The 11935-nt window shown below is 71.0% G+C and carries 11 protein-coding genes; 5 read left to right on the top strand and 6 right to left on the bottom strand.

Annotated features, from left to right (window positions below):
* Positions 1-29: 29 nt before the first annotated feature.
* Complete coding sequence (locus tag ACIQM3_RS15250) at positions 30-992, bottom strand: alpha/beta fold hydrolase (protein WP_401623884.1); 963 nt, start codon at positions 990-992, stop codon at positions 30-32.
* A gap of 110 nt (positions 993-1102) precedes the next feature.
* Between ACIQM3_RS15250 and ACIQM3_RS15245 the strand changes: the two genes are divergently transcribed.
* The gene (locus ACIQM3_RS15245) at positions 1103-1696 is read left to right on the top strand and encodes a TetR/AcrR family transcriptional regulator (RefSeq protein ID WP_401623882.1); all 594 of its coding nucleotides are present in this window, start codon (positions 1103-1105) and stop codon (positions 1694-1696) included.
* A 234-nt stretch (positions 1697-1930) separates the two neighbouring features.
* Entirely contained in the window at positions 1931-3463 is a 1533-nt protein-coding gene (locus tag ACIQM3_RS15240) for a PQQ-dependent sugar dehydrogenase (RefSeq protein ID WP_401623880.1), read from the top strand.
* A 73-nt stretch (positions 3464-3536) separates the two neighbouring features.
* Here the strand turns inward: ACIQM3_RS15240 and ACIQM3_RS15235 are convergent, their stop codons facing one another.
* From ACIQM3_RS15235 to ACIQM3_RS15225, 3 genes are all read right to left on the bottom strand, one after another.
* Positions 3537-4097 carry a TetR/AcrR family transcriptional regulator gene (locus ACIQM3_RS15235; protein WP_401623878.1) on the bottom strand — a complete coding sequence of 187 codons (561 nt, stop codon included), beginning with the start codon at positions 4095-4097 and terminating at the stop codon, positions 3537-3539.
* Between the two features lie 88 nt (positions 4098-4185).
* The gene (locus ACIQM3_RS15230; RefSeq protein WP_401623876.1) at positions 4186-5577 is read right to left on the bottom strand and encodes an amidase; all 1392 of its coding nucleotides are present in this window, start codon (positions 5575-5577) and stop codon (positions 4186-4188) included.
* Positions 5574-5771 carry a hypothetical protein gene (locus ACIQM3_RS15225; protein WP_401623874.1) on the bottom strand — a complete coding sequence of 66 codons (198 nt, stop codon included), beginning with the start codon at positions 5769-5771 and terminating at the stop codon, positions 5574-5576. Before ACIQM3_RS15225 ends, ACIQM3_RS15230 begins: the two co-directional genes overlap by 4 nt.
* A 155-nt stretch (positions 5772-5926) precedes the next feature.
* On the opposite strand from ACIQM3_RS15225, the gene ACIQM3_RS15220 reads away from it, so the two are divergent.
* Together ACIQM3_RS15220 and ACIQM3_RS15215 are read left to right on the top strand one after the other, a co-directional pair.
* Complete coding sequence (locus ACIQM3_RS15220) at positions 5927-6850, top strand: MBL fold metallo-hydrolase (RefSeq protein WP_401623872.1); 924 nt, start codon at positions 5927-5929, stop codon at positions 6848-6850.
* Between the two features lie 259 nt (positions 6851-7109).
* Entirely contained in the window at positions 7110-8294 is a 1185-nt protein-coding gene (locus ACIQM3_RS15215; protein ID WP_401623870.1) for a glycoside hydrolase family 76 protein, read from the top strand.
* Between the two features lie 194 nt (positions 8295-8488).
* Here ACIQM3_RS15215 and ACIQM3_RS15210 read toward each other — a convergent pair whose 3' ends face one another.
* Both ACIQM3_RS15210 and ACIQM3_RS15205 read right to left on the bottom strand, forming a co-directional pair.
* Positions 8489-9931 (bottom strand): sugar porter family MFS transporter, encoded by a 1443-nt coding sequence (locus ACIQM3_RS15210; RefSeq protein WP_401623868.1) that lies wholly within the window; start codon positions 9929-9931, stop codon positions 8489-8491.
* Entirely contained in the window at positions 9924-10775 is an 852-nt protein-coding gene (locus tag ACIQM3_RS15205; RefSeq protein ID WP_401623866.1) for a phytanoyl-CoA dioxygenase family protein, read from the bottom strand. The genes ACIQM3_RS15210 and ACIQM3_RS15205 overlap by 8 nt, the downstream gene beginning before the upstream one ends.
* Before the next feature lie 116 nt (positions 10776-10891).
* On the opposite strand from ACIQM3_RS15205, the gene ACIQM3_RS15200 reads away from it, so the two are divergent.
* Positions 10892-11923, top strand: coding sequence for a LacI family DNA-binding transcriptional regulator (locus tag ACIQM3_RS15200; RefSeq protein ID WP_401623864.1), 1032 nt, complete (start codon positions 10892-10894; stop codon positions 11921-11923).
* Positions 11924-11935: the final 12 nt, after the last annotated feature.

Here is an 11935-nt window from a genome sequence, read left to right as displayed (position 1 = left end):
TTCCCTCCCGCGAGAGGGGCCGCCCCCCCCTACCGGCGCGGTGACCGCGCGGGTTCGCCCGTCCGGTGGTCAGCCATGAAACCGGCCAGAGCGGCAGCGACGGCGTCGGGCTGTTCGTCCGGGATGAAGTGTCCGGCGTCCCGCACGACGACCCCCGTGGCGCCGGGTGCCCAAGGCCTGATGGACGCCGCCATGTCAGGAATGGAGCCGTGACTGCTGGACATGCCGAGGACCGGCACCCTCAGGTGCTGTCGTTCAAGGATTTCGTGGTTCCTCCGCGCCGATTCGGCGGCATCCCTGTAGTAGGCCAGGGAGGCACGGAGTCCGCCCTCGGCGGCGACGGCCGCGGCGTACTGCTCGATCTCGGAGTCGTCGAAGGTGCCGGGGGAAAGGGACTTGGCCTTCAGGAACCAGCCCACGTACTCGCGTTCACGGCCCGCGAGCAGCGTCTCGGGCAGGTCGGGCACGAGATGGAACGCGAAGTGCCAGGTCTTCCAGGCCCCCTCGGCATCGGTCGGGACGGCGTCGGGGAGTGTGATGCCCGGGATGCCGGCGTCGAGCAGCGCGAGCCCGTGCAGCCGGCTCTCGTACTTCAGGGCGAGGGAGAAGGCGACCCACGCACCGATGTCGTGGGCGACCAGCCAGTACGTCGAAACTCCGAGCGCCTTCACCGCGCCGTGGACGTACGCGGCGACCGTGTGGGTGTCGTAGCTGCCGTCCGGCCGTTCGGAGTGGCCCTGGCCCGGCAGGTCGATCGCGATGACGTGGGACCGCCCGGCCAGAACCGGCATCACCTTTCGCCATGCCCACCAGCTCTGCGGGAAACCGGCGAGCAGCACGACGGCCGGGCCGTTCGGATCACCGCCCTCGACCACATGAAGGCGGACACCCTCCGCGTCCACCCAGCGGTGGTCGAAGCCGGGCAGATCGCGCAGTGGCAGGTCGTGGACCGTGCGGCCGGGGACGCGGGCGGTGAGTACGGGGTCAGCCATGGATCTTCTCCGTCGAACGCGAGAGCATGCGCCGAGCCTAGCCCATCTTGAACTGTTCGGTTCAAGATAAAATGGTGCGGCACGGAAACACGGCAGCAGGGAGGTGCGGCATGGCGGGGAAGAAGCGGTTCGACATCGGCACGGCGCTGGACGCCGCGATGATCCAGTTCTGGCGGGCCGGCTACGCCGCCACCTCGGTGGACGACCTGTCCCGGGCGACCGGCCTCAACCGCAGCTCCATCTACTCCTCGTTCGGCGACAAGGACGCGCTCTTCACGCGTTGCCTGGAGCGCTACACCACGCGTTACGGGGAGAAGTACGATGCGGCACTGTCCTGCGCCGCCGAACAGCCACTCGCAGCCGTGCGGGCGTTCTTCGGGGTCACGCTGGAACGCATCGCGGACCCCGGCCTGCCCGACGGATGTCTGGTGGCCCAGTCCGTCATGGCAACACCCGTGCTGAGTCCGGGCGTTGCGGCGCGCGCGCAGGAGGCGGTCGGCTTCCAGCGCACCCGGCTACGGGCCGCGATGGAGGCCGCCGGCCTGCACGACGGAACGGCCGGGACCTTCGCCGTCCACGTGGCGGCCGTGAACCAGTCCCTCGCCGTCATGAGCAGAGCAGGGGCGGGCGCGGAGGACCTGCGTGCCGTCGTCGACGTGACCCTCGACGCGCTCGCGCGGACTCTCGGCGCGAGCAGCCGGTAGCGCCGGGGGACGCCCCGGGCCCACCACCGGGGTCGCTTCTGCGCCACACGGCGTGAAGGTGGCGCAATCACGCGTTGCCGCCCCGTTCCGCGACGAGCAGCCTGGTGCGGGAGCGCTCCCATGCTGCCGCGGCCTGGCCGCGCTCGCTCTCCATGGAACCGCCACCGCGTGCAAGCACCACCGATGTGCGAAGACCACCGCTGCGCAAGCGTCCCCCCTCTCTGGAGCCGATACATGTCAAGACGCCGCTGGGCAGGGCCACTTCTGCTGGCCCTCCTGCTGACCGCTCCCCTCTCGCTCCCCGCCACCGCCGCCGATACCGTGCCGCCCCGGACGGGAGCGGCGGAAGCCACGTCTCCCGTCCCCCTCCCCTCGCTCAGCGCGACCACCACCCAGGTAGCCTCCGGACTGAAACGGCCCACCGCGCTCGTCGCCCCCGACGACGGCACGGACCGGCTGTTCATCGCCGAGAAGTCCGGCACCGTCCGCGTCTACCGGCCGGACACCGGCCTGGCCGCCACTCCGATCGTCGACATCAAGTCGGCCGTGGACGAGTCCGGCAACGAGCGCGGCCTGCTCGGCATCGCCGTCCCGCCCGACTTCGCCGACAGCCAGGACCTGTACCTGGCGTACACGGCGCTGCCGGACGGCGCGGTCACCCTCGCCCGCTACCGGCTCGACGAGTCCCGCCTGGAGGTCCTGCTCGCGCAGGAGCACGCCGAGAACAGCAACCACAACGGCGGCCAGCTCGCGTTCGGCCCGGACGGCGATCTGTACTGGAGCATCGGCGACGGCGGCGGCTCCGCGGACCCCCTCCGCGCCGCGCAGCGGCTGGACACCCTGCTCGGCAAGATCATGCGTATCGACGTGAGCCGGAGCTGCGGCGAACTCGCCTACTGCGTTCCCGGCGACAACCCCTTCGTGGGCACCCCGGGCGCCCGCGAGGAAATCTGGCTGTACGGGCTGCGCAACCCGTGGCGGTTCTCCTTCGACGATGCCGACGGCTCGCTGTGGATCGGTGACGTCGGCCAGGGCCGGTGGGAGGAGGTCGACCACCTCGCCCCCGGACAGGGAGGGCTGAACCTCGGCTGGTCCTGCTACGAGGGACTGGAGAAGTTCGAGGGCGGCGACTGCAAGGCCGGCGAGACGTACACCGAGCCGGTCTTCACGTACTCGCCGTACACCGGCGGCTGCTCGGTCATCGGCGGCCGCGTCTACCGGGGCGAGGAGTACGCCGACCTGGTCGGCGGCACGTACATCGCCACCGACTACTGCTCGTCCACGGTCTGGGCCCTGCGCCCCGACGGCGACGGCGGTTACGAGCAGGCGGAGATCGGGGAGATGCCCACCCAGGTGACGTCGATCGGAGCGACCGCCGACGGGGAGTTCTACGTGGTCAACGACCTGCCCGGTGGACTGCACCGGGTGTCGTTCGCGCAGGAGGAACCCACCTGCCGGGTGGACCGCACCGTGAAGGCCTGGGGCACGGGCACGACGGTCGACCTGACCGTCACCAACACGGGCACCACACCCGTCAACGGCTGGACGCTCGAATTCCCGCTGGCTCTCGGACAGACCGTCATCTCCGACTGGAACACGGACCTGACCCAGGGGAGCAACACGATCGAGGCGGCCAACGCCGCCCACAACGCCACGATCGCTCCGGGCGCGAGCATCACCCTCGGCTATCTCGTCGAGCACACCGGTGACGCGTCGTCACCACCGCGGTTCATGCTCAACGGGGACGCCTGCGCCCTCGGCGGCTGAGCAGCCGACGGGAGGGAAGGTCCTCCTCCGGAGCGCGGGAGTCGGGCGTCCCTCGATCGAGCCCCGCGACGCGTCAGGGGCGGTGCAGGGCGTTCGTCACGAGTTCGCGCGCGTAGTCGGCACCCTGCCCGCCGGGGCGGAAGAGAATGCGGTACATGATCGGCGCCACGACGCGGTCGATCACCAGCTCCGTGTCGGGCACCGGCTCGCCCCGCCGGACCGCACGGCTCAGCACGGCGTCGATCTGCTCCGCGGCGTAGGCGGAGCACCGGCCGGCGTTGGTGCCGTCCGGGTCGCCGAGGAGCGCGTCCCTGATGTAGGCACGCCCGGACGGAGAGGCCATCTCGTCGAGGAACTGCTCCGCCCAGGCGTCGAGGTCGGCCCGCAGGCTCCCGAGATCGGCCGGGTCGGTCTCGGGGCGCAGCCGCTCGACGGCGACGTCGGACAGGAGTTCCTGCAGATCGCCCCAGCGGCGGTAGATCGTGGACGGCGTCACACCGGCCCGCGCCGCGACCATGGGGACGGTCACCGCCTCGCGGCCCGCCTCACCGATGAGTTCACGGACCGCGGCGTGGACGGCCTCCTGCACACGTGCGCTGCGCCCACCGGGGCGGGTCATGGGCTTGGGACTCATACTCCCCACCTTAATGCGAATCCGTTGCTTCTAGCCGCCCGGAAAGTGATGCCGTGGGCTCCCGCGAGGCCACCGGTACCGCCGGGCCTCAGACGGCGACCGGGGCGATCCGCCGCCGGTCGGCCACCGCCTCCTCGTAGATCCGTCCGACCCGCAGGACCGTCGCGTCCCGGAAGGGCCTCGCCATCAGCTGCATGCCGATCGGCAGGCCGGCCCGGTCGTGGCCGACCGGGAGGGTGAGGGCCGGTACTCCGGTGATGTCGGCCGGGGCGGAGAGCCGTACGTAGCTGTCGGACACCGCTTCGGTGGTGCCGTCGGCCCACTCCACGGTGTCCCGGCCGGCCTCGGCGGCCGTCATCGGCACGGTCGGCGCGGCCAGGACGTCGATGCCGTCGAACATGCGGGCCCAGGCGTCGCACATCATCGTCCGGGCCCGCTGGGCACGCAGGTAGTCGCCGGCCGAGGTCAGTTCGCCGGCCTCCAGCAGGATGCGGACGTCCGGCGCGTACAGGCCGGGGGCGGCCCGCAGCGAACGCTCGTGGTAGGCGGTGGCCTCGGGAACCATCAGCCCCCACTGAACGGCCTGGATGTAGCGCGCCATCGGGATCTCGACCTCGACGAGCTCCGCCCCGAGCTCCGACAGCCGCCCGATCGCCTGGCGTACCGCCTCCTCGACGTCGGGCGACACCCGGTCGAAGTAGTAATTGCCGGGTACGCCGACCCTGAGCCCCCTCAGGTCACCTCCGCCGGAGAGGTCCGTCGGCGGACCGGACACGCTCGCGGGGTCGCGCGGGTCGTGACCGGCTGTCGCGGCCAGCACCAGGGCCGCGTCGTGGACGGTGCGGGTGAGGGGTCCGACGTGGTCCAGGGACCAGGAGAGGGGGGTGACGCCGGAGCGGGAGACCAGGCCGTAGGTCGGCTTGAGACCCACCACTCCGTTCAGCGCCGCGGGGACCCGGATCGAGCCGCCCGTGTCCGTGCCCAGGGCGAACGTCGCCGCACCCGCGGCGACGGCCACCGCCGATCCGCCGCTGGACCCTCCGGCCACACGGCTGTGGTCCCAGGCGTTGCTGGTCTGCGGCGTGGTCAGGCCGTACGCGAACTCGTGCGTGTGCGTCTTGCCCAGGAGGACGGCCCCGGCGGCGCCGAGCCGTTCCGCCACATGGCTGTCGCGCTCCGCGACATGCCCGGCCCGGACGTCCGAACTCGCCGTGGTGGGCATCCCCTTGACGTCGATCAGGTCCTTGAGCCCCATGGGGATCCCGTGCAGCGGCCCACGCGGTCCGCTGGTGGAGATCTCCCTCTCGGCACGCGCGGACGCGGCCCGGGCCGCGTCCGCGGCGACGGTGACATAGGCGCCGAGCCGTCCGTCGACCGCGCCGATACGACCGAGTACGGATTCGGTGAGTTCGACCGGGGACAACTCCCGTGCGCGCACCGCACGGGAGGCCTCGGTGAGCGACAGTTCGAACGGCCTCATCGGTTGTCCTCCTCTCCGGCCCGGTAGGAGGCTGCCGGCGGAGTGTCACCGAAGTCGAGTTCACGCAGCAGGGAGATGACGGAGTGGATGTGGTTGGCCGTCGCGGCCACCGCGTCGTGGCGGTCACCGCCGAGGGGGAGCCCCGCCCGCAGCGCCCCTCGGGCTGCTTCCTGGGGTGTGAGTTCGCTGGTCATGCGCGTCCTTCCGGTTCTGCACGGTGCGTCGGGCCGGGGAGCGCCCCGGCCCGGTACCACGTAAAAGCGAATCGTTTGCTTTAGACGAACGTAGGCCCTACGGTCGGTTAAAGCAAACCAATTGCTTTTAGCTGCAACAGGTGAGGAAGACCGCCATGCCCGCGACGTCGCCGACCAGCACCACACCCACCCCCCGGACGCCCGCATGGACCGTGGGCGACCACACCGTGCGGCGCATCGACGAGATAGCCCTCCCCGCCGAAACCGGCCCGTGGCTGCTGCCCGGAGCGACTGCCGGCATCGTCACCGGGACACCCTGGCTCCACCCCGACTTCGCCGACGAACAGGGCGCGCTCCGCCTGGCAAGCCACAGCTTCGCCGTCGAGGTGGACGGCATGCGGGTCCTGGTCGACACCGGCATCGGGAACGGAAAGCGGCGCGCCAACCCCGCCTGGCACGACCTGAACAGCGACTACGAAGCTCGACTGCGGTCGGCGGGCTTCGCCCCGGAGACCGTGGACCTCGTCATCCTGACCCACCTCCACACCGACCATGTCGGCTGGAACACACGGGCCGAGGGGGACGACTGGGTTCCCACCTTCCCCAACGCGCGCTACGTCACCGCCCGCACGGAATGGGACCACTGGGCCGGAGCCGAGATGGAGGAGGCACGACAGCAGATGTTCCGGGACTCGGTCCACCCCGTCCGGGACGCGGGCCTGCTCGAGCTCGTCGACGTCGCGGACGAGGGAACGGACATCGCACCGAGCCTGCGCCTGCTGCCCACCCCCGGCCACACCCCCGGGCAGATGGCGGTGCGGCTGAGCAGCGGGGGTGAGAACGCGCTGGTCACCGGCGACAGCATCCACCACCCGGTCCAGCTGTCGCACCCCGGGATCTGCAGCTGCGTGGACATCTCGCCCGAACTCGCCGCCCGGACACGGCGCCGGATGCTCGACTCACTCGCGGGCACGCCCACACTCCTGCTCGGCAGCCACTTCCCGCCACCCACCGCCGGACACGTGCGCCGCGAGGGTGACGCGTACCGACTGGCACCGGCGGCGCCGGTCCACGGCTGACCGGACGTCGAGCACCCGGGCGAACCCAAACCGGCGATACGTCTCACCTGCGGCTTTCTCGATGTAGCGGGCGTACAAGCCCTTTTCCGTCCGCCTGCGTCCCCCTCGACCCCGCTCCAGCGGAGGCGGTGCGGCGTTCGCCGTTCCGCATCCGCTGTGACGCAAAACCGATGGTCCTGGCCGTTGACGCTCCCCCGAGCTGATGACAACGTTGTCGGTCGCTCCGTACCGTGCCGTACCTCGAACAGGAGAGCTCCGTATGCGCTGGTCCCTCTCACGCCGTCAGGTCCTCGGCGCCTCCCTGGCCGCACTGGCCGCCGCGCCCGCGGCCACCACCGCCGCGTCGGCAGCGGCCCCGGCCGACGTCCGTTCCCGCTCCCGCTCCCTCTCCCGTGCGCGCGTCACGTACGACGCCCTGAAGAAGTACTTCGACACGGCGGACGGCACCGGACTCGTACGCGAGCAGTACCCGGCCGCCGCTGACGACCGCCCGTACTCCTATGAATGGCCGCTCTCCCAGGCCCATGTCGCCGCTCTCGACCTGGCCTTCGTGGACCGCCGCTACGCGCCGGCCCTGGCCGTCCGCGCCGAGGCGCAGGAGCTGTACTGGAATGCCGCGGGCGGCACCACCGGCCTCCCCGGTTACGACTCCTACCCGGTCGCTCCGCACGGCGACGGCGGCGACATGTTCTACGACGACAACGAGTGGGTGGGGCTGGCCAAGTCCCAGCTGCACCTGCAGACCGGCGACCGGGCGGCGCTCCGCCGCGCGGAGGAGATCTTCACGCTGGTCGAGTCGGGCTGGGACACCGACCCGGGCCATCCCGCCCCCGGCGGAGTGTTCTGGACCCAGGCCGACTGGAGTCACAGCCGTAACACCGTCTCCAACATGCCCGGCGCCCAACTCGGCATGCGCCTGCACCAGATCACCGGCAAGGGACGCTATCTGGAATCCTCCCTGCGCTTCTACGACTGGACCAACACCCACCTTCGGACCCCCGAAGGCCTCTACTGGGACAGCCTCGACCTGGCCGGCGCGGTCGACCGGACCATCTGGTCCTACAACCAGGGCGTCCCGGTCGGCGTCGGCGTCCTGCTGTACGAGGCGACCCGCGACCGGAAGTACCTGAGCCAGGCCCGGCGTACGGCCGAGGCCGCGTACACGCACTACGTGACCGAGGGCAGGCTGCTGACCCAGCCCGTCTTCTTCAACTCGATCTTCTTCAAGAATCTGCTGCTGCTGGAGTCGGTGACCGGCGGATCCGTCTACCGGCGGGCGATGGCCGACTACGCGGACCACATCTGGTCCGAGCAGCGGGACAGCGCCACCGGCCTGATGCGGTTCGACGACAGCGGGACCACCCAGGTCATCGAGCAGGCCGCCGCCACGCAGGTCTTCGCGGTGCTGGCCTGGCCGCGCGGCGCCTGGCGGACGCTCTACTGAGCCTGGCCGGCGCTCTGCCGCCCCCGTCCTGGGGGGGGCAGCAGAGTCCATGTCCTCGGACCGGCAGGCGGTGAAGCCGATGCGGCCTGCGGATCGGCGCTCCGGCCCCCACGATCACCCCATGAGTGGGAAGGCCTCGGCGAAGTGCGGCCGCCCGGAACCGTCGATGGTCTGCCCCACGACCTCGAGCCTGGTCAGACGTGGAGCGCCTTACGGAACGAGCCGCCGCGGCGCAGGGCTCGTTCGATGGTCTCCAGAGAGCGGCCCCGGGTTTCCGGGACCTTCGTCACGACGAAGACGATGCAGGCGACGTTCATCAGGGCGTAGACCATGAAGGTTCCGGACTGGCCGATGGTCCGGATGGCGGTCAGTGCGCTGAGCGCGATGACGAGGTCGAAGCCCCACAGGGTGACGGTGGCCAAGCTGGTCGCCGGGCCGCGTACGGCGAGGGGCAGGATCTCAGGCCCGATGAGCCACACCACGGCCTGCATGCCGATGCCGTTGCAGAGGATGTAGCCGAACAGGGCGATGATCACCGTCCAGCGCTGGGCGGGCGAGTCGACCGGGCCGAGGAAAGCGAGTGCCAGGACGGCCATGGCAATCGCCGATCCGGGCAGGAACCACAGCATCGTGCGCCGGCGGCCCGCCCGGTCCACCGCCACGGCTCCCACGACACCCGCCACCACGAGCATGGCGCCGATACCGATACCTGTCAGCAGCGCGGCCGAGTCCCCGAAGCCCGCGTCGACGAGGATGGTGGGGGCGTAGTAGACGATCGCGTTGATGCCGGTGAGCTGGGAGAAGGCGGCGATACCGACGGCGATCAGCAGGGCGGGCCGGACCCATCGCTGCCCCAGGTCGCGCCAGCGCCCGGACGTCGTGCCGTCGACGGCGGTGCCGCCGGTACCGGCGACCGCCTCGGTGATCTCCGCGATCTCCTTCCGGACCGCGTAGCCGTCCGGCCTCAGCCGGGCCAGAACCGCCAGCGCCTGGTCGGTTCTGCCGCGTCCGATGAGCCAGCGAGGGCTCTCGGGCAGGAACACCATGCCGATGCCCAGTGCCGCGGCGGGTACGACGGCCAGGGCGAACATGGTGCGCCAGCCACCACTGTCCGCCAGGGCCCAGCCGCACAGATAGGCGATGAGCTGCCCGATGGCGACCATCAGCTGGAACAGCACCATGAGCCGACCGCGGATCGGGGCCGGGGCGAGTTCGGCGATGTACACCGGCACCACGCTGGAGGCGCCGCCGACAGCCAGGCCGAGCACGAAGCGGGCGGTGACGAGACTGCCCACGCCCGGGGCCGCGGCGGCGGCCGCCGCACCCAGGGCGAAGACCACCGCGACCGCGACGACGACCTTGCGCCGCCCGTGCCGCACGGCCAGCCGCCCGGATACGAGTGCCCCGGCCATGGCTCCGAGCAGGATGACGCTGACGACGATCTCCTGCTCACGGGAGGTCAGGTCCAGGTCCTCACGCAGGTGCAGCAGGGCTCCGGAGATGATGCCGGTGTCGTAGCCGAACAGCAGTCCGCCCAGGGCGGAGACGGCTGAGACGGCGTAGACCGCGGCGGGGGTGCGCGGGGCGTCTTCGGCGGACAGGCGGTCGCGCCCGCCCTGCGCTGTCAGCTCAGGCATCGCCCATGACCAGACCCTCGATGGTGTGCTTCTGGGTGATCGGCTCCAACTCGTCGACGACCGGGCAGTCCAGATGTTGCCGGACGCGCTCGGGCAACGCCTCCCAGAAGGCGCGGGTCACGGCGGTGTCGTGCCGGTCGCCGTTGGATGCCTCCGGCCCGTCGACGCCCAGGACCAGCACGGGGCGGGACTTCGCGGAGTTGTTCTTCGTGCCTCGGTGGATGGTCAGGGCGCTGCGCGCCGAGATGTCCCCGCGCCGGGGGTACTTGCGCACGGCGCGCTCCTCGTAGCGCGGGTAGTGGGACCGGGGCGGGAACATACCGTGGCCGAATTCCGGGCTGTCGTCCCATTGCGTGCCAGGCGCGATCTCGAAGGGGCCCATGTCCTCCTCCGTGTCGACGGCGGTGACGTTGAAGGCCAGGGAGGTCAGCCGCCGCTCGGCACGGGTCTCCTCGGGGATGGGGAAGTCCCGGTGCCAGGGCTGGTTGACGGCGCCTTCGAGCGGCACGTCGAAGCCGAGCTCGACGATGCGGTAGTCGGCACCGAGCACGGCTTCGCAGACCGAGCGCACCCAGGGGTGGTCGACGAGTTCGACGAATCCGCGCAACTGCTCGGGGTGGACCTCCACGTAGTAACGGTGCGGTCCACGCCCGACGGCTCCGTCGGGCCGCGTCAGTGCCTCTTGGAAGGCGGCCTCGATGTCCTCGTGCAGGCGGTCGGCCCACTCCGCGGTGAACGCGCCCTTGCGGGCCGTGATGCCGTGCGCGTACAGGGCCTCGACTTCCCTGGTCACGTCCAGGTCGAGGTCGGCCGGGGACGTTCCCGGGTGCGGGTGCGGGCTCATGCGTGCCTCCTTGCGTCAGGACTGTCCGAGCCATGTTGCAGCGATGAATGCCACGTTGCAATAGGTGGTCGGGACAATCTTGATCGCCGTCGACGGCGGCGTGTCAGGATGGCGTGGTGACGAGCAGCCTGAAGGACGTAGCCGCCCGCGCCGGAGTCTCGGCGCGCACCGTGTCGAACGTGGTCAGCGGATCCGCGCGGGTCGCGGCGGACACCCGGCGAAGGGTTCAGGCAGCGATCGACGAACTGGGCTATCGCCCCAATCTCGCCGCGCGCAGCCTGCGGGCCGGGCGTACCGGAATCATCGGCCTGGCCATCCCCGAGCTGCACTCCCCCTACTTCGCGGAACTCGCAGGTCTGCTGGTGGAGGAGGCCCGGCGCCGGTCGTTGACAGTGATCATCGACCAGACGCGAGGCGACGCCGAGGCCGAACGCCGCCTGCTGACCGGCAGCGGCGGCCGCGTCATGGACGGGCTGATCATCAGTCCCTGGTCGCTGACCGCGCAAGAACTGGCGTCCACCGCACGGCCCCTGCCGATCGTGCTCCTCGGAGAGCGCAGTCCCCAGGGCTTCGCCGACCGCGTGGCCGTCGACAACGTCACCGCCGCGGACGAGGCGACCACCCACCTGCTGGCCCTTGGGCGCCGCCGTGTCGCGGCCATCGGCCTCCAGCCGCACCTGCACAACGGAACGGCAGGCCTGCGTGCCGAGGGCTATCGCAGGGCGCTGCGGCGGGCCGGCGTGCAGCCACGGCCGGAGTGGGAGGGAGCCGTCGACGCTCTGCACCGCGAGGACGGCGCTCTAGCCATGGCGAGGTTGCTCGACAACGGCGGGGCCCCGGACGCGGTATTCGCCTTCAGCGACGAACTCGCCCTGGGGGCGATACATCTGGCGCATCACAGGGGTGTACGGGTCCCGGAGGGACTCGCGGTCGTCGGTTTCGACGACATCGAGGACGGACGGTACGGCCGGCCGACGCTGACCACGGTCTCTCCTGACAAGCGCCAGATCGCCCAGATGGCCATGCAGTGCCTGGCGGACCGGATCTACAGCCCGGACAACGAGGTACCGCCCTCGGACCTCACGGCCCCGCATCGCCTGGTGGTACGTGACAGCACGGCCCCGCAGGCTCAGGCCGTCGGCACGTGATGCCGTCCCACT

Origin of the sequence: Streptomyces sp. NPDC091271 (assembly GCF_044757505.1) — a bacterium.
In the GTDB taxonomy this organism is placed as follows: domain Bacteria; phylum Actinomycetota; class Actinomycetes; order Streptomycetales; family Streptomycetaceae; genus Streptomyces.
Note: the sequence above shows the minus strand (reverse complement) of the source record. Positions and strands in the feature narration are given on the sequence as shown.

Coding starts and splice junctions, on each gene's coding strand:
- ACIQM3_RS15250 (WP_401623884.1), bottom strand. CDS start 992: ATGGCTGACCCCGTACTCACCGCCCGCGTCCCCGGCCGCACGGTCCAC.
- ACIQM3_RS15245 (WP_401623882.1), top strand. CDS start 1,103: ATGGCGGGGAAGAAGCGGTTCGACATCGGCACGGCGCTGGACGCCGCG.
- ACIQM3_RS15240 (WP_401623880.1), top strand. CDS start 1,931: ATGTCAAGACGCCGCTGGGCAGGGCCACTTCTGCTGGCCCTCCTGCTG.
- ACIQM3_RS15235 (WP_401623878.1), bottom strand. CDS start 4,097: ATGAGTCCCAAGCCCATGACCCGCCCCGGTGGGCGCAGCGCACGTGTG.
- ACIQM3_RS15230 (WP_401623876.1), bottom strand. CDS start 5,577: ATGAGGCCGTTCGAACTGTCGCTCACCGAGGCCTCCCGTGCGGTGCGC.
- ACIQM3_RS15225 (WP_401623874.1), bottom strand. CDS start 5,771: ATGACCAGCGAACTCACACCCCAGGAAGCAGCCCGAGGGGCGCTGCGG.
- ACIQM3_RS15220 (WP_401623872.1), top strand. CDS start 5,927: ATGCCCGCGACGTCGCCGACCAGCACCACACCCACCCCCCGGACGCCC.
- ACIQM3_RS15215 (WP_401623870.1), top strand. CDS start 7,110: ATGCGCTGGTCCCTCTCACGCCGTCAGGTCCTCGGCGCCTCCCTGGCC.
- ACIQM3_RS15210 (WP_401623868.1), bottom strand. CDS start 9,931: ATGCCTGAGCTGACAGCGCAGGGCGGGCGCGACCGCCTGTCCGCCGAA.
- ACIQM3_RS15205 (WP_401623866.1), bottom strand. CDS start 10,775: ATGAGCCCGCACCCGCACCCGGGAACGTCCCCGGCCGACCTCGACCTG.